The organism is Propioniciclava soli, assembly GCF_014858005.1.
GTDB classification, from domain to species: Bacteria; Actinomycetota; Actinomycetes; order Propionibacteriales; family Propionibacteriaceae; genus Propioniciclava; species Propioniciclava soli.
Genome location: NZ_JACYOT010000004.1, coordinates 71,971 through 94,247 on the forward strand (window position 1 = coordinate 71,971; position 22,277 = coordinate 94,247).

Annotated in this window: 20 protein-coding genes and 2 tRNA genes; 18 read left to right on the forward strand and 4 right to left on the reverse strand. The window is 71.4% G+C overall.

Annotated features, from left to right (window positions below; translation table 11 throughout):
- Positions 1–34 precede the first annotated feature (34 nt).
- Positions 35–229, forward strand: a complete 195-nt coding sequence (locus tag IFY26_RS03145) for a LapA family protein (protein WP_232547544.1) — start codon at positions 35–37, stop codon at positions 227–229.
- A gap of 4 nt (positions 230–233) precedes the next feature.
- Here IFY26_RS03145 and IFY26_RS03150 read toward each other — a convergent pair whose 3' ends face one another.
- From IFY26_RS03150 to pepN, 3 genes are all read right to left on the reverse strand, one after another.
- Positions 234–1,097, reverse strand: coding sequence for an alpha/beta fold hydrolase (locus tag IFY26_RS03150; RefSeq protein ID WP_232547545.1), 864 nt, complete (start codon positions 1,095–1,097; stop codon positions 234–236).
- 67 nt (positions 1,098–1,164) lie between these two features.
- Positions 1,165–1,980, reverse strand: coding sequence for a Nif3-like dinuclear metal center hexameric protein (locus tag IFY26_RS03155; RefSeq protein ID WP_232547546.1), 816 nt, complete (start codon positions 1,978–1,980; stop codon positions 1,165–1,167).
- Positions 1,981–1,987: 7 nt separating this feature from the next.
- Complete coding sequence (gene pepN, locus IFY26_RS03160; protein ID WP_232547547.1) at positions 1,988–4,615, reverse strand: aminopeptidase N; 2,628 nt, start codon at positions 4,613–4,615, stop codon at positions 1,988–1,990.
- Positions 4,616–4,723: 108 nt separating this feature from the next.
- Between pepN and IFY26_RS03165 the strand changes: the two genes are divergently transcribed.
- The 7 genes from IFY26_RS03165 (at position 4,724) to IFY26_RS03195 (ending at position 10,660) form a co-directional block, all read left to right on the forward strand.
- Positions 4,724–5,326 (forward strand): mycothiol-dependent nitroreductase Rv2466c family protein, encoded by a 603-nt coding sequence (locus IFY26_RS03165; RefSeq protein ID WP_232547548.1) that lies wholly within the window; start codon positions 4,724–4,726, stop codon positions 5,324–5,326.
- A 72-nt stretch (positions 5,327–5,398) separates the two neighbouring features.
- Positions 5,399–5,854 carry a ribose-5-phosphate isomerase gene (locus IFY26_RS03170; protein WP_232547549.1) on the forward strand — a complete coding sequence of 152 codons (456 nt, stop codon included), beginning with the start codon at positions 5,399–5,401 and terminating at the stop codon, positions 5,852–5,854.
- Between the two features lie 71 nt (positions 5,855–5,925).
- The gene (locus IFY26_RS03175) at positions 5,926–6,771 is read left to right on the forward strand and encodes an Fpg/Nei family DNA glycosylase (protein WP_232547550.1); all 846 of its coding nucleotides are present in this window, start codon (positions 5,926–5,928) and stop codon (positions 6,769–6,771) included.
- Between the two features lie 164 nt (positions 6,772–6,935).
- On the forward strand, positions 6,936–8,252 hold the full coding sequence (locus IFY26_RS03180; protein ID WP_232547551.1) for a hypothetical protein: 1,317 nt from the start codon (positions 6,936–6,938) through the stop codon (positions 8,250–8,252).
- 25 nt (positions 8,253–8,277) lie between these two features.
- A tRNA-Pro gene (locus IFY26_RS03185) sits at positions 8,278–8,353 on the forward strand.
- 118 nt (positions 8,354–8,471) lie between these two features.
- Positions 8,472–9,725 (forward strand): MFS transporter, encoded by a 1,254-nt coding sequence (locus IFY26_RS03190; protein ID WP_232547552.1) that lies wholly within the window; start codon positions 8,472–8,474, stop codon positions 9,723–9,725.
- Positions 9,726–9,820: 95 nt separating this feature from the next.
- The gene (locus IFY26_RS03195; protein WP_232547553.1) at positions 9,821–10,660 is read left to right on the forward strand and encodes a nucleotidyltransferase domain-containing protein; all 840 of its coding nucleotides are present in this window, start codon (positions 9,821–9,823) and stop codon (positions 10,658–10,660) included.
- 103 nt (positions 10,661–10,763) lie between these two features.
- Here IFY26_RS03195 and IFY26_RS03200 read toward each other — a convergent pair whose 3' ends face one another.
- Positions 10,764–11,528, reverse strand: a complete 765-nt coding sequence (locus IFY26_RS03200; RefSeq protein ID WP_232547554.1) for a 1-acyl-sn-glycerol-3-phosphate acyltransferase — start codon at positions 11,526–11,528, stop codon at positions 10,764–10,766.
- 256 nt (positions 11,529–11,784) lie between these two features.
- Between IFY26_RS03200 and IFY26_RS03205 the strand changes: the two genes are divergently transcribed.
- From IFY26_RS03205 to clpX, 10 genes are all read left to right on the forward strand, one after another.
- Complete coding sequence (locus IFY26_RS03205; protein ID WP_232547555.1) at positions 11,785–13,776, forward strand: multicopper oxidase family protein; 1,992 nt, start codon at positions 11,785–11,787, stop codon at positions 13,774–13,776.
- Positions 13,777–13,909: 133 nt separating this feature from the next.
- Positions 13,910–14,455 carry a hypothetical protein gene (locus IFY26_RS03210; RefSeq protein WP_232547556.1) on the forward strand — a complete coding sequence of 182 codons (546 nt, stop codon included), beginning with the start codon at positions 13,910–13,912 and terminating at the stop codon, positions 14,453–14,455.
- Positions 14,456–14,978: 523 nt separating this feature from the next.
- Positions 14,979–15,701 (forward strand): serine O-acetyltransferase, encoded by a 723-nt coding sequence (locus IFY26_RS03215; protein ID WP_232547557.1) that lies wholly within the window; start codon positions 14,979–14,981, stop codon positions 15,699–15,701.
- The gene (locus IFY26_RS18080) at positions 15,698–17,674 is read left to right on the forward strand and encodes an HAD-IIIC family phosphatase (RefSeq protein ID WP_232547558.1); all 1,977 of its coding nucleotides are present in this window, start codon (positions 15,698–15,700) and stop codon (positions 17,672–17,674) included. The genes IFY26_RS03215 and IFY26_RS18080 overlap by 4 nt, the downstream gene beginning before the upstream one ends.
- Positions 17,671–17,907: an acyl carrier protein gene (locus tag IFY26_RS03225; protein WP_232547559.1), complete on the forward strand. Its 237-nt coding sequence runs from the start codon at positions 17,671–17,673 to the stop codon at positions 17,905–17,907. Before IFY26_RS18080 ends, IFY26_RS03225 begins: the two co-directional genes overlap by 4 nt.
- 74 nt (positions 17,908–17,981) lie before the next feature.
- A tRNA-Gly gene (locus IFY26_RS03230) sits at positions 17,982–18,052 on the forward strand.
- A 42-nt stretch (positions 18,053–18,094) separates the two neighbouring features.
- Entirely contained in the window at positions 18,095–19,534 is a 1,440-nt protein-coding gene (tig, locus tag IFY26_RS03235) for a trigger factor (protein WP_232547560.1), read from the forward strand.
- Between the two features lie 162 nt (positions 19,535–19,696).
- Complete coding sequence (locus IFY26_RS03240; RefSeq protein WP_232547906.1) at positions 19,697–20,293, forward strand: ATP-dependent Clp protease proteolytic subunit; 597 nt, start codon at positions 19,697–19,699, stop codon at positions 20,291–20,293.
- Between the two features lie 11 nt (positions 20,294–20,304).
- Positions 20,305–20,949, forward strand: a complete 645-nt coding sequence (locus IFY26_RS03245; protein WP_269779060.1) for an ATP-dependent Clp protease proteolytic subunit — start codon at positions 20,305–20,307, stop codon at positions 20,947–20,949.
- Between the two features lie 33 nt (positions 20,950–20,982).
- Complete coding sequence (gene clpX, locus IFY26_RS03250) at positions 20,983–22,266, forward strand: ATP-dependent Clp protease ATP-binding subunit ClpX (protein WP_232547561.1); 1,284 nt, start codon at positions 20,983–20,985, stop codon at positions 22,264–22,266.
- The last annotated feature ends 11 nt before the right edge of the window (positions 22,267–22,277 follow it).

A 22,277-nucleotide genomic window follows, 5' to 3' on the forward strand; every position in this document is an offset into this window, starting at 1 on the left:
CACCCGGGCGGAGATGTCCGCTACGATTCCGGCCATGACCCACCTGCTCGGACTTCCGATCCTCCAGACGCTGCCGGGCTGGCCCGAGGCGTACACGCCGACGCTCATGGACATGCTGTGGCTGGTCCTCATCATCCCGTTCGGCATCGGTGCCGTGTTCACCCTGTTCATCCTGGGGCCCACGTGGTTCCGTCGTTCGCATCCCTCGACCGAGCTCGAGCGCAGCTGAACGCTCACCGCGGCGTGTGCGCCTCGATCCAGGCCAGGACGTCCGCGGTCACCTCGTCACGGTTGGTCTCGTTGAACACCTCGTGGCGGCCCTGGGGGTACACGGTCACGGTCACGTCCGCGAGCCCCGCGTCCCGGTAGCGCTGACCCAGCTGCTCGATGAGGTCACCGCCGCGGGCGAGTGGGTCGTCGCTGCCCGAGACGAGCAGCAGGGGCAGGTCGGGCCGGACGCCGCCGCGCGCCGCCGCGTCCGCCAACCGCTCGGCGTGGGAGAAGATCGCCGGCATCGTCGCCTCCGGGGTGGCGAAGCCGCACAGCGGGTCGGCGACATAGGCGTCCACCTCCGCCTCGTCCCGCGAGAGCCACTCGTACCCCGTGCGGTGCTCGAAGCCCGCGTTGAACGCCTCGAGCCCGCCGCCACCGCCGCCCTCGGCCAGGGCGGCCACGGTCACGTCGACCGCCGTCGTTCCGGAGAGCACGACGCCATCCCACACGTCGGAGGCGTCCAACAGTGCCGACTGCGTCGCGAACGAGCCCATCGAGTGCGCCACGAGAAACAGCGGCACGTCGGGGTTCTCGTCGCGGAGCCGTCGGCCGAAGCCCACCAGGTCCGCCACGAGCCCGTCCCAGCCTCCCGCACCGAAGTCCCCCGGCACGTCGGTGATGGACGCACCGTGGCCGCGGTGGTCGATCGCGGCCACCGCATAGCCGGCGGCGTTGAGCGCCCGGGCGAGGCGGTCGTACCGCGCCGAGTGCTCGGCCAAGCCGTGGGCGATCTGGACGACGCCGCGCGGGGCGTCCACCGGCCACGCGTAGCGGGCCAGGGCGATCTGGTCGGACGGGGAGACGAAGGCATCGGTGCGCTGCATGGTGCCCATCATCGCAGGCGCCTCCGACAATTTTCGTCGCGGCGATCCCGCCCCCCGGCTCGGCGGTTCAGGGCAGGCGCAGCGCCCACGGGTCGGTGTTGAGGGTGGAGACGTGGGTGGTCAGCGGCACGCCACGTTCGGACGCCGCCGCCTGCAGGAACGCTTCGGCGGCGGGCAGCCACGTCCACTCCGCGGCCCAGTGGGGCACGTCGATGAGCACGGGGGCGTCGGCGTGGGCGAGGAAATCCTGCGCCGGGTGGTGGCGCAGGTCACCGGTCACGTAGCAGTCGACGCCTGCGGCGCGCGCGTCGTCCAGCATCGAGTCACCGGCACCACCCAGCACGGCCACGCTGCTGACCAGCCGCTCGGGGTCACCGCCCAGCTTGACCCCGCCGGCGGTGGCGGGGACGCCGGCGGCCAGCGCACGCGCCACCGCGCGGGCGGGGCGCGGCTCGGGCAGGCGCCCAATGCGGCCCAGGCCGCCTCCGGCCGGGGCGGCCACCAGCGGACGCCGCTCCACCAGGCCCAGCACGTCGGCCAGGCAGTCCGCCACCCCGCCGGGGGCCGCATCGGCGTTGGTGTGCGCGGTGTACACCGCGATCCCGGCCCGGATCAGCGCGGTCACCACCCGGCCCTTGGGGTCATCGCCGCGGACGCCGTGCACGCCGCGCAGCAACAGCGGGTGGTGGGAGACGATCAGCTCGGCCCCCAGGGTCATCGCCTCGGCGACCACGGCGTCGGTCACGTCCACGCTCAGGAGCACGGTCGACACCGCGGCGTCCGGCTCGCCGACGCTGAGCCCGACCTGGTCCCAGTCCTCCGCCAGGCCGGGCGGGTACCGTCCGTCGAGCCACCCGGCAATCTCGGCGACCGTCGCGCTCACGGGTGCCTCACTCCGCCGGCTGCTCGCTCTGGGCCCCCTGCGGCGTCGGCGCCCCCTCCTGGTTCCGGAGCGCGCGCTCGGCGTCGTCGCGGCGCTCGAGCACGAGGCGGCGGACGGCGTCCGGCAGCTCGCGCTCGGCGAGGAAGGCGTCCAGCCGGTCGAGGAACGCCCGGTCGGCGAGCGGGCGGGGGAACAGCAGGCCCAGCACGTGCTGCCGGATGGTGGTGGAGCGCTTGTCCCAGCCGTCGCGCTGCTCGGCGATGGCCGCGACCACGTCGAGGTAGCGCTCGGCGTAGGGGGCGAGCAGCTCGTCCTGGTCGAGCTGCCAGAACTGCGAGCAGATCTGGAAGTGCGTCTCGTTCGGGGTGTCGCGCTGCGTGGCCGCGGCCCAGGCCTCCGCCTTGGCGTCGGCGTCGGCCAGGGCCGAGCGGGCCCCCGCCGCCTTCTCGGCCCCGGTGGCCGTCCGGTCGCGCTGGGCCTCGGCCGCGATCTCTGCCTCGCCGATCGCACCGACGCGGGCCAGCTCGGTGAGCAGCCGCCACCGCAGGTCGGTGTCGACGGCCAGCCCCTCGGGCACCTCCTCGCCGTTCAGCCACGCCTGCAGCACCTCGGCGCCCACGGCGTCGTTGATCGCCAGCGCGAGGGCGCGGACGAGGGCGAGCTGGTGGTCCGAACCCGGCTCGGCCGCCAGCATGAGCTGGGCCACGCCCACCTGGAACCGGTCGGCGAGGGCGCGGCGCTGGTCGCGCGGCGCGTAGTAGTCGATCGCGAGGCGGGCCTGCCCCAGCAGCGCGCTCACGGCGGTGAGGTCGGACTCCACGCCGACGCCGCGCAGCACAAGGTCCACGTAGTCGGCCACCGCCATCTCGCCGTCGCGCGTGAGGTCCCACGTCGCGCCCCAGCACAGGGCTCGGGCGAGCTCGTCGTCGAGGGCGTGGACGTGCTCCACGAGCGTGGCCAGCGAGGTCGCGTCCAGTCGGATCTTGGCGTAGGTGAGGTCGTCGTCGTTGAGCAGCAGCAGGGCCGGGCGCGGGCGTCCGACGAGCTCGGGCACCTCGGTGAAGGGGCCGTCGATGTCGCACTCGACGCGGTCGGTGCGCACCAGCGCCCCGTCCACCAGGTCGTAGCAGCCGACCGCCACGCGGTGCTGGCGCAGCGTGGGCCACTGCTCCGACGCGGTCTGCCGGATGCCGAAGCGCGTGAAGGCCCCGTCGTCGCCGAGCTCCCACTCCGCCGCCAGCGTGTTCACCCCGGCGGTCTGCAGCCACTGGCTGGTGAAGAACGACAGATCGCGCCCGGAGGCCGCCTCCAGGTGGGCCAGCAGATCGGGCAGCTCGGTGTTGCCGTAGGCGTGCTCGGCGAAGTAGGCGCGGACGCCGGCGAGGAAGTCCTCGACGCCGACGAACGCCACCAGCTGGCGCAGCGCCGAGGCGCCCTTGGCGTAGGTGATGCCGTCGAAGTTCAGCTCGACGGCCTCGAGGTCGTACATGTCCGCGGCGATCGGGTGGGTGGAGGGCAGCTGGTCCTGCCGGTAGGCCCACGTCTTGCGGCTGTTGCTGAACGTCGCCCACGGGTCGGCGCGGTCGTCGAACTGGGCGCGGATCTCGGCCTGGGCGAAGTGGGACGCCCACTCCGCGAAGCTCTCGTTGAGCCACAGGTCGTCCCACCACTTCATCGTCACGAGGTCGCCGAACCACATGTGCGCCATCTCGTGGAGGATCGTGTTGTCGCGGCTCTCGTAGGACGCCCGCGTCTGCCGGCTGCGGAAGATGTACTCGTCGCGGAACGTCACACAGCCCGCGTTCTCCATGGCCCCGAAGTTGAACTCCGGCACGAAGATCTGGGCGTAGTCGTCGAACGGGTAGTTGAGCCCGAAGTGGTCCTCGAACACGGCGAAGCCGCGCTGGGTGGTCTCGAAGATGCGCTCGGCATCGAGGTGCTCGGCGAGGGACGCGCGCACGTGGATCGACAGCGGGATGGTGGAGCCGTCGTTGCGGGTGTGGGTGTCGGTGACGGTGTGGAACTCACCGGCGCACAGCGCGGTGATGTAGGTCGAGATCGGCTGGGTCGGCGCGAAGTCCCACACGGCGAAGCCCTCGTCGGCCGGGGTCGGCGCCACGGCGGGGGCGTTCGACAGAACGGTCCAGGACGCCGGGGCCACGACCGTGAGCCGGAACGGGGCCTTGAGGTCGGGCTGCTCGAAGGTCGCGTACATGCGGCGGGCGTCCGCCACCTCGAACTGGCTGTAGAGGTACGTGCGGTCGTCGGCCGGGTCGATGAACCGGTGGAGGCCCTCGCCGGTGCGGGAGAAGCGCATCACGGCCGTCACGGTGAGCGTGTGGTCGCCCTCGGCGAGTTCGAGCGTGAGGTGCTCCCCGTCGAACGCCTCGGGGCGCAGCGGCGCGCCGTCGAGGTCGGCGTCGATGACCTCCTCGGCGATGAGGTTGGCGTTGGCGACGCAGCCGATGGAGCGGAAGTGCACCGTCGTCGTCGAGACGAACGTGGTGTCGGGGGATGCCAGCGGCTCGCCGCCCGGGCGGCGTCCGGTGAGGTCGACCAACACCTCGTAGGACGTCACCTCCAGCTGGCGGCTCCGGACAGCGGCTTCGTCGCGGGTGATGTTGGCTCCGAACATGGGGCTCCGTCCCAGGGTCGATCGACAGGTGCACCGGCCACCCTAGCGCCCGGCTCCGACGTTTCCCGCACCCCCGAACCGGGCCCCCGCGTGGGTAGGGTGGTGCCCATGACGCAGCAGGTGGACTTCTGGTTCGATCCCGTGTGCCCGTGGGCCTGGATGACCTCCCGGTGGATGCTCGAGGTGGAGAAGGTGCGCGACGTGCACACCACCTTCCACGTGATGAGCCTCGCGGTGCTCAACGAGGGGCGCGACCTGCCCGAGAACTACCGCCGCTCCATGGACGCCGCCTGGGCGCCCGTGCGCGTCGCCCTCGGCGTCGAGCGCGAGCACGGCCCCGAGAAGCTCCGGGAGTTCTACACCGCCCTCGGCACCCGGCTCCACCCGGGCGAGGAGGACCGCTCGCGCGCCACGCTGGAGGCCGCGCTGGCCGACGCCGGGCTGCCGACTGAGCTGGCCGACCTCGGTGAGACCGACGCCCACGACGACGCCCTGCGCGCCAGCCACCACGCGGGCATGGATCCGGTGGGCGACGAGGTGGGCACCCCGGTGATCCACGTGAACGGGATGGCGCTGTTCGGCCCGGTGATCTCGCCGGCGCCGAAGGGCGAGGAGGCCGGCCAGCTGTTCGACGGCTTCGTCAAGGTGACCGCCTACCCCGGCTTCTTCGAGCTCAAGCGCACCCGCGACGTCGGGCCGATCTTCGACTGACCCTGTTTGACTGACCGACCACTGGGTCGCGCGTCCTGTGCGTACCCCTCGACCACGAAAGGGATGACTGACATGCGGGTTCACATCGCCACCGACCATGCCGCGTTCGATCTCAAGCAGTACCTGGTCAAGGAACTGACCGCGCTCGGCTACGAGGTCGTCGACCACGGGGCCGACACCTACGACGCCGCCGACGACTATCCCGAACTCATCATTCCCTGCGCCGAGGCCGTGGCCGCCGACCCCGGCTCGCTCGGCATCGTGCTCGGGGGCTCGGGCAACGGCGAGCAGATCGCCGCGAACAAGGTGAAGGGCATCCGCGCCGGGCTGGCCTACAACACCGTCATGGCGCGCCTGACGCGCGAGCACAACAACGCCAACGTGCTCAGCCTGGGTGGGCGCATGCAGAGCCTTGAGGATGCGCTCGACATGGCCAAGGTGTTCCTCGAGACGCCGTTCTCCGGGGATCCGCGCCACCAGCGGCGCATCGACATGCTCGACGCCTACGAGGAGCGCCAGGCCCGCTGAGCCGTCCCGTCTGATCAGCGCGGCGACGCGCCCGCCGACCGCCGGCACCGTCCGGCCGCAAAGGAGTCCCGATGCCCGAGGGGCACGTCACCCACCGGCTCGCCCGGGCTCTCGCGGACGCCTTCGCCGGCCGTCCGGTCAGCGTCAGCAGCCCCCAGGGCCGGTTCGAGGACGCGGCCGCGCTGCTGGACGGCACGGTGCTGACGGGTGCCGACAGCGTGGGCAAGCACCTGCTGGTCGACTTCGAACCGGGCACCGTCTGGATCCACCTCGGGCTGATCGGCAAGCTGTTGTTCACCGACGCATTTCCCGCCCCCAACCCGGCGACGCTGCGGCTGCGGATCACCGACGGCGTCACCGCCGCCGATCTCCGCGGCCCGCAGTGGTGCCGGCTCATCACCCCGGACGAGCGCGCCGGGGTGGTGCTCTCCTCGGGTCCGGACCCGATCCGCGAGGACGCCGACCCCGAGCGGGCGTGGACGGTGGTCCACCGCTCGCGCAAGCCGTTCGCCGCGGTGCTCATGGACCAGAAGGCCTTCGCCGGGGTGGGCAACATCTTCCGCGCCGAGGTGCTGTACCGCCACGGCATCGACCCGATGCTGCCGGCGGCGCAACTGCCCCGGCCCGTGTTCGACTCCGTCTGGGGCGATCTGGTCACGCTCATGCGCGCCGCCGTGGACGTGGGGCGCATCGACACGGTGTTCGACCAGCACACCCCGGACGCCATGGGTCGCGACCCCCGCGTCGACCGGCACGGCGGCGAGGTCTATGTCTACCGCCGCGCCAACCTGCCCTGTCACGTGTGCGGCACGCCCGTCGCCACCAGCGACCTGGCCGGGCGCAACCTGTACTGGTGCCCCGTCTGCCAGCCGGCCGGGTCGGTGGGGCGTCCGCTCCCCGGTGGGGCGTGGGCGTGAGCCGGCCGGTCCCGCCGAGCTCTCCGGACACCTGGCCCTTCTCCTGTCAGGTGACTGGCGGCGGGCGCGGGCTCGCCGTCCGACACGGTCGCCAACGGGTCGCGGAACTGGCCTTCGGGCTGCCGGGGGAGCCCGTCCCCGGCTTCACGCCCGACGAGGATGAGGTGCGCCTCACTCGCGCCGAGGCGTTCACCGCCCGGCTGCGCCACACGCCCGATGCGACCGGGTGGGTCAGCACCGTTTCGCTCGACAACCACACCGACGCCGAGCGGGCGCTGCCGCCGCTCGGTGTCGCGGTGACGCTCGCCCCCGCCTGGGTTGGGTGGTCGTGGAGCTCGGACACCGAGGGTTTCATCGTCTGCGCCCCGGCGGCCGGCACCGGGCCGTGCCTGTTGGTGGGCGTGCGGCGCGGCTTCTTTCGGGCCGCCCAGTCGGCACCGGTGTTCCTGGCCGCCGACCGGCGCGGTGAGGGGTTGGGCGCAGGCGTGGCCGCGTTCCACCTGGCGCACCCCACCGGGTCGTTGCGTCCGTTGGGGCGGCACGTCACGACGCTGGAGTTCTCCTCGATCGCCACGGTGGACGCGGCGGCGTCCCAGCTGCCGGCCTGGCTGCCCGACCTGCTCGTTGCACCCCGCGACGAGATGGTGCTGCGGACGCCCGACCTCGGCGTCACCCCGGGGGCGGGTGTGGACCTGACGACCGTGGGGACGGACGCCCTGGTGACGGGCGAACCCGGGCACCGGGAACTCGCCGTGCACGGCGTCCGCGGGGTGCAGCGGCTGCGGTTGTCGTTCACGCCGGAAGCGGGGTCGCTGGTGATGGATCTGGCGGCCGAGCGCCTGGAGACGCGACCGGGCGGGTCGGCGTCGTCGGCTGCGGCCGTGGTGGCCGGGGCCCTGGCGCACGGCCTGACCCCGGAGCCGGAGCGGGCTCTGGACTGGCTCGAACGTGAGGACTGGTTGGGGCGCGGCGACGTGTGGGGCCCTGCCATCAGCGGCGTGATCGCCCAGGAGACCCGGGACCCCGACCTCCTGCGGGCGGCGTGCGACGCCGTGGCTGCGGCCGACTATGTACCGGGCCTGGCTGTGATCGGGACCCGCCTGTGGTGGGGCACGCTGCGCGCCGGTCTGCCGCCGTTCGCGCTGACCGACGTCTTCGACCGCGCCACGGACGACCCCCTGGCCCAGCTCGAGAACGCCGTGCTGCGGAATCTGCCCGAGGAACGGTGGGGCGCGGTGGCGTCCGGCTTCGTGAACCGGCTCGGCGGTGGGTTGCCTGGCCAGCCGGTCGGTTTGTCCGAGGCGGACGCCGGCCTGGCCATCGCGCTGCTGCGCATGGTGCCCGAACACTGGGCCGTAAGCCGGGCCGCGACGCAGGCGTCCGAGAAGGCTGAGGCACTGCTGCTGTGTGACCACGCCGACCGGCTGCACCCGGCCCTGGACGGCCTCGCCTGGTTGCTGATGGGGGAGATCGGCTCGTGACGCGGTAGGCTCGACCCCTGTTGACCGGGGCGTAGCGTAGTGGCTAGCGCGCCTGCTTTGGGAGCAGGAGACCGCAGGTTCGAGTCCTGTCGCCCCGACCACTTGTTGCTTCAGTCAGCCGAGATTTGTGACCAGGACGGCGTGGTTGCGCACCCTCCGCGCACCCCAACGTGTCGCAGCCCGCCCTAGTCTGGGCCAGTGAGGACCGGGAGGCTGAGGATGACGCCTCCTGACCCTGCCGGGGCGCCCCTCTTCGGCTACCCCGCCTTTGTCCGGCTGTGGCTCTCCGACACCGTCAAGTGGCTGGGCCTGTTCACCTCGGGACTGGCCCTCCAGCTGCTTTTGATCGAGTCGCTGGGTGCCGACCAGGCGGACCTCGGCTGGGTCAAGGCGGCGCAGTGGCTTCCAATGCTCCTCTTCGGGCTCGTCGTCGGGGTGCTGATCGACCGGGTGCCTCGACGCCCCGTCCTGGTCGCCGGCGACGCGGTGTGCGCAGTCGCCCTCGCCGCGGTGGGGACGCTGGCGCTGGCGGGGGTGCTGACCATCCCGCTCACGGCGGTGCTGATGTTCGTCGTGGGCGGGGCCTCCATGTGCGCCACCACGGCGCACCAATCGTTCCTGCCCGGTCTGGTCCCGACCAGACTTCTGCCCCGCGCCAACGCCAGGTTGGATCAGTCGATGACCGCGGCCGAGTCGGTGGGCCCGATCCTCGCCGGGGCCCTGATCCGCGGCGTCGGCGCACCGGTCGCGGTCCTCGTCAATGCCTTCACGTATGCGGTGTCCGCGGTCCTCGTGTGGACGGTCCGCGCGCCTGAGCCGGCTCCCACCCGGCCGCTGCGCGGCGGCATCGGGCGGGACCTCGCGGAGGGTGCCCGCTGGGTCTACGGCCACCGGACCCTTGGCCCCTACGCGATCACGTTGCACCTGTGGTTCTTCTTCAACTCCGGTGTCATGACGATCCTCGTCTTCTACGCCAGCCAGGAGCTGGGGCTGAGCGCGCTCCAGATCGGTGTGGCGCTCGCCTGCGCCGGTCTGGCCGGAGTCGCCGCCGCCGGGTTCGCCCCGGCGCTGGCCGAGCGCCTCGGCCTGGGCCCGGTCGTCTGCGTCGCGGCCTGGCTCACCCCTCTCGCCCTCATCTTGATGGTGCTGGCACCGCCAGGTCTGGCCGGCTTCCTGCTCCTGGTCCTCGGCCAGCTCGTTTACGGCACAGCCAACGGCCTCACCGACCCGCTGACGATGAGCCACCGCAGCGCAGTGACCCCGGACCGGCTGCGCGCACGGATGAACGCCACGATCCGCTCGCTCAACTGGGGCACGATCGTGGTCTCGGCCCCGCTGGCCGGGTGGTTCGCAGCCACCTATAGCAACCGGTCCGCGTTCTGGGTCGGCATCGCCGGCCTCGGCCTATCCGCCCTCCTGCTGACGCTCTCGCCCTACCGCCGCGCGGAGATGCCGGACGAGGACGCCGGCTGACCGTCCGGCGGGATCCGCCGCCGATGCGATGAGCGTGTCGTCGGTCAGTTTCCAGTGCAGTTGTCGACTGACGGTGGTTGGCTCAGACTGTCTGGGTGATCACGCACCAGCGGCTCCAGGACATGGCGGATGCGCTGGTGGGTGTGCCCGGTGTCGAGGCGGTCGTCCTGGGCGGCAGCCGAGCGCGGGGAACCCATCATGAAGGTTCGGACGTCGATCTCGGCCTCTACTATCAGCGCGCCGACCTCGACCTGGACGCTCTGTGCGAACAGACCGAGGCCTTCAGCGACGTGGGCCGTGTCCGTGTCGCCGGTCCTGGTTCCTGGGGTCCGTGGGTGGATGGTGGGGCATGGCTGAGCGTGGATGCCACCCCTGTTGATTGGATTCTGCGGAACACGGACCGCGTCCGCACGCAGTGTGAACGTGCGGTCCAGGGCGAGTTCGCGTTCCACCACCAACCAGGGCATCCGCTGGGCTTCCTTGACGTCAGCTATGCCGGTGAGATCGCGACGTGCGTTCCACTCGCGGACCCGTCAGGAGTGGTCGCCACGCTCCGGGAGGGTCTGGAACCTTACCCGCGTGCTTTGCGGACCTCCTTCATCGACAACCTGTGGCAGGCAGGTTTCCTGATGGACGCGGCTCGCAAGGGGCTCGCGAAGCAGGACAGCGCCTACGTGGTGCTCTGTTGCTCGACGGCCCTGATGTTCTGTGCGCACGGATGGCACGCCGCGGCCGGTTCGTGGCCGACCAACGAGAAGGGTCTGGTCGTCGATGTGGCGCGGCTGGCCCTTGACACCCATGACTTCTCCGTCAGGGCAGACCACGCCATGCGCTGGGTTGGGAGTGACGATGGGGCGCTCGGCATGGTCATCGACCGTGTGGCACAGATCGTTGACGACACCCGCTCCGCTCTCGGCACCTGCCGCGAAACCTAGGACCGCCGCTCGCTTCCACGGGGGAGCGCGCACATTTGCACGGGCGGCGCACGTTGTCAACGGCTTTCCGTCGGGGCCTTGCCCTCGGCCACCGTTGCGCTGATCACCCCGCGCCGTGGGCGTCCACCCGGACGCGCCGCGTGCGCAGCCAGGGCACGAGTAGTTGGAGGACGGCGCCGAGCCAGTCCCGGTCGTCCGGGTCACGCCGGAGTCGGGTCAGCGGGTGCTCCAGGCCGCGGCGGGTGTGCACGCCGCTCACGACGACGCGGACGGTGGCGAGGTTCGGGACGAGCCGGGCGAGGGCGTCCGTGCTGCGCGCGGTTGCAGGGGCGCCGGCCGGAACCGGGCGCACGGCCGGGTCGGCCTCGATGCGGCCCGCCGGGAACGTCAGCACCGCCCCGCCCGCGAGCAGATGGTTCGCCATCGCCCGCACCACCTCCCCGCGGGAGCCCGCTGCAGGCACCACGATCAGCCGTTCGCGCAGGTGCGGCAGCGCCGCGGTGAACGCGTGCTCGCGCGCCACGATGCGCAGGTCCTCGCGGGGGAGCGCCGCCAGCAGCGCGATCGCGTCGAACAGGCCGGGATGGTTGGCCAGGATGAGGACCGGCCCTTCGGCCGGCACCCGCTCCATGCCGGACGCCTCGAGCTCCGGCACCAGCCGGGCCAGCAGGTCGGACGCGGCGGCGCGCAGCCCACAGCGGTCGATGGCGTCGTCGAAGGTCACCAGATCGCGGGCCAGCCGGCGGGTGGGCGGCGCGATCAGCGCCCCCGCCAGCGCGCGGACCGGACGGGGAGCGCGCGCCAGCGCGAAGGCGCGCAGTGCGTCGTCCGTGGCGAGGGCGACGAGGCGTCCGAATCGGTCGGGCATCCGCCCATCTTGGGCCACCCCGTCCGGGCAGGGAAAGGCACAACGCCGGCGTGCGCTCCCGACCGGCCGCGCACCAGGCATGCTGCGGGGTATCAGAAGGCCCGGGGCCACACACCTGATCGGTATGACGAATGCTCTCGCTCCCGGTTCCCTCGCCCACGCGTTTCGGGTCGCCACCGGCGACGCCCCGCCTCCGCCTCCCGCCCCGGGGCATGCGGACGCCCGCCCGACGCCTCGCGCCCCCGAGACGGTGCCGGTGGCTGAACCGGCCTGGCCGCCGAGCGCAGCTGCCGGTGAGCAGGCACCCCTGCCGGGCGTGGCGTCCGGGTTGGGGCTCGCGAAGTTCCGCGACCGGCTGCGCATCCCGCCCGTCATCCGGGCCTGGCACCGGCCGGCGAACCAGCCGATCCGCATCGCCGCCGAGCGGACGCGCGTGCGCTGGCACGCCGACCTGCCCGAGGTGGAGGCCTGGGGGTACGAGGGCTCGGTGCCCGGCCCGACCATCGAGGTGCTGCGTGGCCAGGAGGCGCGCATCGACTGGGAGAACGCGCTCGCAGCCGACGACGGTGCTCCCGCCACCTTGCCCTTCGACGTGGTGCGCGTGCCGCCGCTGCCGTTCGGGTCGGTGCCGTTCAACGCCGACTTCGCGACCGCCATGCGCCCCGGCGGACGATCCACCACCGTCGCCACCGGCCCAGACTCCTACGAGCCCCTGCCCGGCACCGCCACCGTGGGGGCGTCCACCGTCGTCCACCTGCACGGGGCCCTCACCGACGGCCACAACGACGGCTGGGCACACAACGTCGCCCTGCCGGGGCGGGTGACCCGCTGCACGTACCCGAACGAGCAGGAGGCGACCACGCTGTGGTACCACGACCACGCGATGGCGGTCACGCGCTTCAACGTCCACGCTGGCCTGGCCGGCTTCTATCTCATCCGCGACTGGCGCGAGCACGAGCTGGGGTTGCCGCGCGGGGAGTTCGAGATCCCGCTGACCCTCGGCGACCGCAACCTCGAGACCGACACCGACGGCGTCTTCACCGGCCGGGTGCTCTACAAGCACTCCGGCTTCCAGTTCGCGGAGGGCGGCACCGTGGGGGACGTGCCCTTCAGCGGGCCCTTCCACACCGCCAACGCAACCATCTGGCCGGTGCTGCGCGCCCGGCCGCGCTGGTACCGGTTCCGGCTGCTCAACGCGTCCGGCACACGCACCCTGCGCCTCGCGCTGCACGACACCACCGACGAGGTCTTCGCCCCTGACGTGTCCGTCCCCGCCACGTCACCGGCCTTCGGCGCCCACCGTCTGGCCCCCGCGTGGGTCGTCATCGGCACCGACGGCGGTCTCCTGCCCACCCCCTCGACGCCCCAGGATGGGCTCATCGAGTTCGGCCCGGGCGAGCGACTCGACGTGGTGGTGGACCTGCGCCGCCTCGGGGGACGCACCCTGGAGCTCCGCAACGAGAACGGGACGGTCCTCAACGCCCAACCGGGCGAAGCGGACGCCACCATCCTGCAGATCACCGTCCGGCCCGGACGCGAGCGCGACGAGTGGGAGGTGCCCCGGGTGCTCAGCCAGGAGTACCACCGCTACCGGCACCACCACGACGGGACGCTGGGCATCGGCGACGAGGTGGTCCACACCCACGAGCACGTGTGGGTCGGCGTGGTGCCGCCCGGCACCCACGGCAATCTGCATCCGGGTCTGTGGGAGCTGCAGGAACTCACCGACGGCGCGCCCGTCCCCGACCACGACGTCATCCGCATCACGCGCACTGACGGGACGGTGATGGCCCTGCACCCCGTGGCGCGCCTCTTCGACGACCCGACCACGATCTTCTTCCCCCACGGGGCCTGGGCGGTGTGGCACCTGCTGCATCTCGGCGGGCCGCCGCACCCCATGCACATCCACATGACCGAGTTCCAGATGATCGCCCGCCGGCAGTGGCCGCTGGGTCCGGGGGGAACGGTGCCGGGTTTTGACCCGGCCACCGGTACGGTCACCGACCCGCTGCCGCAGCCCGGGCCGGGGCGGCCCCTGGTGGGTGCTGCGGCGGGCATGAAGGACACCTGGGTGCTGCAACCGGGTGAGTGGGTCTCGGTGCTCGGCCGCTTCGCGGGGGCCACTGGCAGCTTCATGTACCACTGCCACATCCTCGACCACGAGGACCACACGATGATGCGGCCCTTCGTCGTCATGGCGCCCGGGGTGCTCCCCCTGCACCGCGGACACGGGGGCGGCCACCACTGAGCGTCCACCCCGGGGCCGACCCCAGCAGGAGTCCGGCGCTGTCGTGGACGCCGCCGGAGGACGAAACGTCTTCCGCTACGGTGACCCGAACCGTGCCGATGTGCGGATCCCGGCCCCCGACCCCAGGAGCACCATGCTGACCGACTTCGTCCGCGACCAGGCCTTCACGATCGCGTGGTTCGGGGTCATGGCGTTCGCGTGGTTCGGATGGGCGCAGGAGGACCCGGAGCCTTCGTGGCGGTGGAAGCTCGGCGTCGGCTCGGCCGTCGGCATGCTCCTGGCGGTTCCGTTCGTCTGGGCGGTGATCCAGGGGTGGCAGCAGCCCACGGCGCTCGAGGGGCGCTACCCGTGGTTCGGCGTGCTCGTCGCCGTGGAAGTGGTGCTCGCGGGCGCCGGGGCCCTGGTGCTCTGGCGGCGGGGGCAGGCGCGGTGGGTCGCCTGGTGGATCGCGGTGGTCGTGGCGGCCCACTTCCTCCCGATGGTCTGGCTCCTCAACGACGTCTCCTTGGCCCTGTTGGCCGTCCTGCAGTTGGCCGGCCTGGTCGCGCTCGTGCCGCTGCTGCGTCGCTCCACGCGGACGACCAGCCGCGTCGCCTGCCCGCTCATGGGCGCCTCGTTGCTCCTGTTCGCGCTGGCCTCCGCCGTCGTGTTCGTTCTGCGACACGGTTCGCCCTTCTGAGGCTCGCATTCCGAGGCAGGACGCCGGCGCGCGACGGTGACCGTCGGCGGCTGGCTGCGTGCGCTCTCTTGCTCGTCGCAGGCCGTAGTGCAGCGCCGATTCCGGTCTTGGCCATGGGCATCGTGATGAGTTGCCTCGTCGCGATGGCGGCCCTCGTGGTGGGGGAGGAGCGGAGGCAACTCCGTCGGCGGGATGCCCTGCATGTCGGCGTGTTAGTCGTCGCGAGGTGGCTGGTACTTCAGCGCGGTGAATGTCCTTGTGGCTGCCCTATTCGTTGGTGTCGCGGGTGCGGCACCGGCACTCGGGCTCGGGGTGGCACTGGCGCCCCTGTTGCTGCTGGTGTGGGCCAACACCCGGTACGCAGCGACCCGGGAACTGCACTCCGTGGCACGGCAACCGGAGAGCGTGGGCATTTGTCCAACCGGGAACCCGGTGAAACACTGGGCGGAGAGGATCGCCGGTCACCTGTGTGCCCTTCCCCCGTCCGACGGGCGTTCCGCCTGACCACCTTGGGGGAAGAACCATGCACGACACGCATTTCGACGACGCCGGCACCGGGGCCGACGACACGCGGGCCCACAGCACCGGCGTCGGCAACTCGGGGGCCGAGCGCGCGGCATCGCCCCTGCCGCCGCCGCGCACGCGGTGGGTGGCGGCGGTCGCCAGGGTCCCCTTCGTCGAGCAACTCCGCGACGACGTGCGCCAGCACGAGTCGCCGTTCGTGCCGGGCTTCCAGGCCGTGGCCACCGCGCGACTGGGTCAGTGGCTGGACGAGGGCCGGTTCCCAAAGCCGGCCGCAGCGGCGCTCCGGCCGCTGCAGCGGGTGGCCAGCACCGTCGTCCGCAACGTCTACGGCATCGAGCTTCCGCACACTGCCAAGCTAGGCCGCCGCGTCCGCATCGCGCACCAGAGCGGCATCGTGATCCACCCCCAGGCCGTGATCGGCGACGACGTCGTGATCCGGCAGAACGTCACCATCGGCGCCGGCAGCGGAGTGTTCACCGGACGCCGCGAGGCCCCGATCGTGGGCAACCGGGTGTCGATCGGAGCGGGTGCGACCTTGGTGGGCCCGATCACGATCGGTGACGATGCAGTCATCGGGCCGGGTGCCGTCGTGATGACCAACGTGCCGGCCGGGGCGACCGTGCTGGCACAACCCCCGCGGGTGATCCGTCGCGCGGCACCCCGGGCGTCCGAGGCGGCCGATCCCACCGGCACGTCGGCGTCCTCCGGAGGCCAATCGTGAGCGTGCCGGTGCCACCCCATGCGGCCCTGGTGGCCGCGCTCCGGGACGCGCGGCGCTCCGGTGATGTGACGGCCACGGTCCGGGCGGTGACCGCGGTGGCCCGGGGCACCCACGAACTCGCCGCCTGGCTGTCGGCCGACAAGGCCCTGGCCCAGGTGGCGGACGCAGGCTGGGCGCGCCGGTCGCTGCGGGTGGCCGTCCTGTCCAGCCACACGGGGGAGCAGCTGACGGCCGCCCTCCGCGTCGCGGCGGCGGTGCACGGCCTGCACCTGACGACGTGGACGAGCGGGTACCGGTTGTTCGAACAGGAGATCCTCGACCCGGGCAGCGAGCTCCACGCCTTCGCGCCCGAGGTTGTCGTCATCCTCGCCGACCAGCGCGAGCTGCACTTCCCTGAGTTGTCGACCGCCCCCGAGGACGACCTGGCCCGGGAGATCGACCGCTGGCAGCACCTGTGGTCCCTGCTGCGGGAGCGCACCGGGGCCACCGTCGTGCAGGCGACGTTCGTGCCCCCCGTCGACGACCCGCTGGGCCACCTCGGGCTGGGCCTGCCCGGCGCACGTCGGCGGCAGGTGCGACGCCTCAACCTCGCCCTCGCCGAGGCGGTCGGCGACGGCGTCCACCTGGTGGATGCCGAGCAGGTCGCGCTGCGCGCGGGGGCGGGCGCCTGGTTCGATGCGCGCTACTGGTACCTCAGCAAGAACGCCGTCGGGCTGGCCGCCGTGCCGCTGCTGGCGGAGGCGGTCGCGGACGTCTTGGGGGCCGCCGTCGGCCTCGCCCGCAAGGTCATCGCCGTCGACCTCGACAACACGCTGTGGGGTGGCGTCGTTGGCGAGGATGGCGTGGGTGGTCTCGCGTTGGGCGACGGGCCGGCGGGGGAGGCGTTCGTGGACATCCAGCGGTTCCTGCGCGCTCTGAAGGACCGTGGCCTGCTGTTGGCCGTCGTGTCCAAGAACAACGACGCCGACGCCAGGTTGCCCTTCGCCGAGCACCCCGACATGGTGCTCACCCTCGACGACTTCGTGGCGTTCGAGGCGACGTGGGACGACAAGTCCGCGGTGCTGCGGCGCCTGGCGGACCGGCTCGGCCTCGGGCTCGACGCGTTCGTGTTCGTCGACGACAACCCCGTCGAGCGCGACGGCGTCCGCCACCAACTGCCCCAGGTGGGTGTGGTCGACCTGCCCTCCGAGGCGACGGGTTACGTCTCCGCGCTGGCGACCTTCCCGGGGCTGGCCACGGTGGGTCTGACCGCGGAGGACGCACGGCGCACCGACCAGTACCGCTCTCGCGGCCGCGCCGCCGAGCTGGCCGGCGCCGCCGGCAGCCGCGAGGACTTCCTCGCGCAGCTGGCCATGACCGCCCGCGTCGAGCCGCTCGGGGAGGCGAACCGCACCCGGATCGTCCAGCTGATCGGCAAGACCAACCAGTTCAACCTGACCGGGCAGCGGCCCGGGGCTGCCGAGCTGGACGCCTTCGTCGCCGCAGCCGGGCTGGTGTGGGGGTTGCGGGTGGCCGATCGGTTCGACGACCACGGCCTGGTTGGCGTCATCGTCGCCAACCCGGCGGCGACGGCCGTGACGGCCGGCGGCGTCCCGGGCGGTGCCCGGGAGGGGGACCTCGTCATCGACACCTGGGTCATGTCGTGCCGGGTGCTGCAGCGCACCGCCGAGTTCGCGCTGCTCGCCGAGCTGGCCCGCGCCGCGCGCGACCGCGGGTTCACGCGGCTGGTGGGCAGCTGGGTGCCGTCGGGGCGCAACGTCCCCGCGCGCCACGTGTTCGCCGAGGCCGGATTCTCCCCGCTGGGCGACCAGGCTCTGCCCCGGGACGCCGCAGCCCAGAGCGCCGCAGCGGAGAGCCCCGCACCGGAGGAGGGGGCGGCAGCCACCACCACATGGTGGGCGCTGGACCTGGCGTCCGCCCGGCCCGTCGACCCGGGTTTCGTTTCTGTCACCACCCTGCAGGAGGCATCGTGAGCACCGTCCGCGACCAGGTCGTCGAGATCTTCCGCGAGGTCCTCGACAACCCCGATCTCGAGCTGGGCGACGGCTCCGTCGCCCGCGATGTGGAGGGGTGGGACTCGCTGGCCCACATCAACCTGATGTTCAGCGTCGAGCAGGAGTTCGGCATCACGTTCAGCGACCGCGAGATGGGTTCGATGGTCAATTTCGGCGAACTCGTCCGCGCCGTGGAGGCCAAGCTCGGCTGACCGCGCTCCGCGCCCGCTGGGGGCGTCCGATGCGCGGTGGAGGGGGTGGATCCGCTAGGCTGGATCGGCGCATCGCGGATGTAGCTCAATGGTAGAGCACCAGTCTTCCAAACTGGTGACGCGGGTTCGATTCCCGTCATCCGCTCCGGGTTCGCCCGCTTGTAACCGACATCAGGAGTCCACACCAGTGCCCAGCACCGTCGAGAAGCTCAGCCCGTCGCGGGTCAAGCTCACCATCGAGATCCCCTTCGCCGACCTCAAGCCCCACCTGGACAAGGCCTATCGCGAGATTTCGTCCCAGGTGACCATTCCGGGCTTCCGCAAGGGCAAGGTGCCGCCCGCGGTGATCGACCGCCGCTTCGGCCGCGGCGCCGTGCTGCAGGACGCGATCAACGACGCCCTGCCGGACGCCTACGGCCAGGCCGTCAGCGACAACGATCTGACCCCGCTCGACCAGCCCGAGATCGAGATGACCAAGCTCGAGGACAACGACCTGGTCGAGTTCACCGCCGAGGTGGACGTGCGCCCCGACTTCGAGGTGCCGGCCGCCGCGGACCTGACCGCCGAGGTCCCGCCGCTCACGACGTCGGACGCCGACGTGGACGAGCGCATCGAGGTCATGCGCCAGCGCTTCGCCACGCGCAGCGACGTGGAGCGTGCGGCGTCCGAGGGTGACGTCGTCACCATCGACCTCGAGGCCCGCGTCGACGGCGAGCTCGTCGAGGGCGGCGCCGCCGAGGGCGTCACCTACACGATCGGCACCGGCGGCATGCTCGACGGCCTCGACGAGGCCGTCACCGGCCTGTCCGCCGGGGAGAGCGCCGACTTCAGCAGCGAGTTGGTCGGTGGCCCCGCGCAGGGCCAGACCGCGGACGTGCACGTCACCGTCACCAAGGTGCAGACCGAGGAGCTGCCCGAGGTGGACGACGAGTTCGCGCAGCTCGTCAGCGAGTTCGACACCGTCGAGGAGATGCGCGCCGACCTGGCCGACGCGGCCGTGCGGATCGCCCGCCTGGAGCAGCTCAACGCCGCCCGGGACGCCGTCGTGGCCGACCTCGCCGCGAAGACCGACTTCGAGCTGCCCGAGGGCCTCGTCGCCTCCGAGATCGAGAACCGCAAGCAGCAGATCAGCGACCAGCTGGCGCGTGCCGGGTACACGGTGGAGCGCTACCTGGAGGAGTCCGAGGACGAGACGGCCGAGAACCAGGAGGAGTTCTGGGCCCAGGTGGAGGAGAACGCCCGCACCTCGTTGAAGGCGCAGATCATCCTCGACAAGCTCGCCGAGACCTCCGAGGTGCCGATCGAGCAGAGCGATCTCACCGAGATGCTGTTCCGCCGGGCGCAGGCCAGCGGCACCTCCCCGGAGCAGGAGATGCAGCACATGATGGAGCACAACCACACCGCCGAATGGATGGGTGAGGTGCGCCGGAACAAGGTGCTGACCGAGATCGTCAAGGGCGCCCACGTCACCGACACCAACGGTGAGGTCGTTGACGTCGCCGCCATCCGCACCGACGGGACGCTGGCCGACGCCGCACCCGCCGAGCCGACTGCTGACGCGCAGGCGGCTGACGATCAGGCCGTCGAGGCACCGACCACGGACGGGGACGACACCGCCTCCGAGTGAGGCTGTGGACCACGCCTGACCGAAGGCCCCGTCTCCCGTCGTGGGAGACGGGGCCTTCGTCGTACCCGTCTGCCGTCAGCGAACACCGGGCCGCGTCTCTCGGTTTTGTCGGAGGCGGCCTGTAGTTTCACACTCGTGACTGAACAACTCCCCGGCATCGCCATGGCAGGCGCGCCGTCCGGCATCGGCATGAACGACTCGGTGTACCAGGCGCTGCTCGCCAATCGCATCATCTTCCTCGGGTCCGAGGTGCGTGACGACAACGCAAACGCGATCTGCGCACAGCTGTTGCTGCTGAACGCGGAGGATCCCGACAAGGACATCTACCTCTACATCAACTCCCCGGGTGGGTCGGTGAGCGCCGGCATGGCGATCTTCGACACCATGCAGTGGATCAGCAATGACGTCGCGACCGTCGCGATGGGGCTGGCCGCGTCCATGGGGCAGTTCCTGCTGAGCGCGGGCACGCCCGGCAAGCGGTACGCCCTGCCGCACGCGAAGATCATGATGCACCAGCCCTCCGGCGGCATCGGTGGCACGGCGTCGGACATCAAGATCCTCGCCGAGCAGATCATCCAGACCAAGCGCGAAATGGCCGAGCTCATCTCCCAGCACACGGGCAAGCCGATCGACCAGATCGAGGCGGACTCCGACCGGGACCGGTGGTTCACCGCCGCGGAGGCCCTCGAGTACGGCTTCATCGACCACGTCTACGAGCGCGCCGCCCAGATCAACGGCGACGACGCACCGAACCAGTGAGGAACGCACCGATGACCAACACGCTTCCGGGCGGCACGGCTCCGCAGGGGCCGTCGATGGACTACTACATCCCCCAGTGGGAGGAGCGGACCAGCTACGGCGTCCGCCGGGTCGACCCGTACACGAAGCTGTTCGAGGATCGCATCATCTTCCTCGGCACGCCGATCAGCGACGACATCGCCAACGCGGTGATGGCGCAGCTGCTGTGCCTCCAGTCGATGGATCCCGACCGGCCGATCAGCATGTACATCAACTCGCCCGGCGGCTCGTTCACCGCGCTGACGGCGATCTACGACACCATGCGCTACATCAAGCCGGACGTCTCGACCGTCTGCCTCGGCCAGGCGGCGTCCGCCGCGGCCGTGCTGCTGGCCGCGGGCACGAAGGGCAAGCGGTTCGCGTTGCCGAACAGCCGCATCCTGATCCACCAGCCCGCCACCGAGGGTGGCTACGGCCAGAGCTCGGACCTGGAGATCCAGGCTCGGGAGATCCTGCGGATCCGTTCGCTGATGGAGGGCATGCTGGCCACCGACACCGGGCAGCCGCTGGAGCGCATCACCAAGGACATCGAGCGCGACAAGTACCTCACGGCGGACGAGGCGCTCGAGTACGGCATCATCGACGAGATCTTCACGTCGTTGAAGGACATCAGCTGACGCCCGCGCGTCGGCTGGGAGGGGGGCGCGACGATGCCACGGATTGGTGAGACCTCGGACCTGTTGAAGTGTTCGTTCTGCGGCAAGAGCCAAAAGCAGGTGCGCAAGCTGATCGCCGGCCCCGGCGTGTACGTGTGCGACGAGTGCATCGAACTGTGCAACGAGATCATCGAGGAGGAGTTCTCCGAGGCCGCCGACGTGGGCCTGCTGGAGGAACTGCCCAAGCCGAAGGACATCGTCGCGTTCCTCGACAGCTACGTCATCGGTCAGGAGGTCGCCAAGAAGGCGCTGGCCGTGGCGGTGTACAACCACTACAAGCGCGTCCAGGCCCAGGCTGCCACCCCCGGGCGGGCCGCCGACAACGAGTTGGTCGAGCTGGGCAAGAGCAACATTTTGCTCATCGGCCCGACCGGCTGCGGCAAGACCTACCTGGCCCAGACGCTCGCGCGCATGCTGAACGTGCCGTTCGCCATGGCGGACGCCACCGCGCTCACCGAGGCGGGCTACGTCGGTGAGGACGTCGAGAACATCCTGCTCAAGCTGATCCAGGCCGCAGACTTCGACGTGAAGAAGGCCGAGACGGGCATCATCTACATCGACGAGATCGACAAGGTGGCCCGCAAGAGCGAGAACCCGTCGATCACGCGCGACGTGTCGGGGGAGGGCGTCCAGCAGGCACTGCTGAAGATCCTCGAGGGCACCACGGCGTCCGTGCCGCCGCAGGGCGGGCGCAAGCACCCCCACCAGGAGTTCATCCAGATCGACACCACGAACGTGCTGTTCATCGTGGGTGGCGCCTTCGCGGGCCTTGAGGAGATCATCAACGCGCGCGTCGGCAAGAGGTCCTTGGGCTTCAACAACGACATCACGCTGCGCGCCAAGGAGCAACCCAACCCCTTCGAGCAGGTCCGCCCGGAGGATCTCCACCACTTCGGGCTCATCCCCGAGTTCATCGGGCGCCTCCCGATGATCGCGACCGTCAACCCGCTGGACCTGGCGGCGATGGTGCGCATCCTCGTCGAGCCCAAGAACGCGCTCACCAAGCAGTTCCGCAAGCTCTTCGAGCTGGACGGCGTCGATCTTGAATTCACCGATGATGCCGTCGAGGCCATTGCCGAACTGGCTTTGGCCCGGGGCATCGGCGCGCGCGGGCTGCGATCGATCCTGGAGGAGATCCTGCTCAACGTCATGTTCCACGTGCCGAGCGCCGAGGACGTCGTCCAAGTGCGCATCGACGCCGACGTGGTCACCAACGGGGCCGAACCCGAGCTGGTCACGCGTGCAGCCCGCTCGAGCCGGCGCTCCAAGAGCGCCTGACCCGAGCGCCG

What these genes read in the sequence shown, in the direction of transcription:
- IFY26_RS03145 (WP_232547544.1), top strand. Translation starts at nt 35, where the DNA reads ATGACCCACCTGCTCGGACTTCCGATCCTCCAGACGCTGCCGGGCTGG.
- IFY26_RS03150 (WP_232547545.1), bottom strand. Translation starts at nt 1,097, where the DNA reads ATGCAGCGCACCGATGCCTTCGTCTCCCCGTCCGACCAGATCGCCCTG.
- pepN (WP_232547547.1), bottom strand. Translation starts at nt 4,615, where the DNA reads ATGTTCGGAGCCAACATCACCCGCGACGAAGCCGCTGTCCGGAGCCGC.
- IFY26_RS03165 (WP_232547548.1), top strand. Translation starts at nt 4,724, where the DNA reads ATGACGCAGCAGGTGGACTTCTGGTTCGATCCCGTGTGCCCGTGGGCC.
- IFY26_RS03170 (WP_232547549.1), top strand. Translation starts at nt 5,399, where the DNA reads ATGCGGGTTCACATCGCCACCGACCATGCCGCGTTCGATCTCAAGCAG.
- IFY26_RS03175 (WP_232547550.1), top strand. Translation starts at nt 5,926, where the DNA reads ATGCCCGAGGGGCACGTCACCCACCGGCTCGCCCGGGCTCTCGCGGAC.
- IFY26_RS03190 (WP_232547552.1), top strand. Translation starts at nt 8,472, where the DNA reads ATGACGCCTCCTGACCCTGCCGGGGCGCCCCTCTTCGGCTACCCCGCC.
- IFY26_RS03200 (WP_232547554.1), bottom strand. Translation starts at nt 11,528, where the DNA reads ATGCCCGACCGATTCGGACGCCTCGTCGCCCTCGCCACGGACGACGCA.
- IFY26_RS03210 (WP_232547556.1), top strand. Translation starts at nt 13,910, where the DNA reads ATGCTGACCGACTTCGTCCGCGACCAGGCCTTCACGATCGCGTGGTTC.
- IFY26_RS03215 (WP_232547557.1), top strand. Translation starts at nt 14,979, where the DNA reads ATGCACGACACGCATTTCGACGACGCCGGCACCGGGGCCGACGACACG.
- IFY26_RS03240 (WP_232547906.1), top strand. Translation starts at nt 19,697, where the DNA reads ATGGCAGGCGCGCCGTCCGGCATCGGCATGAACGACTCGGTGTACCAG.
- IFY26_RS03245 (WP_269779060.1), top strand. Translation starts at nt 20,305, where the DNA reads ATGACCAACACGCTTCCGGGCGGCACGGCTCCGCAGGGGCCGTCGATG.
- clpX (WP_232547561.1), top strand. Translation starts at nt 20,983, where the DNA reads ATGCCACGGATTGGTGAGACCTCGGACCTGTTGAAGTGTTCGTTCTGC.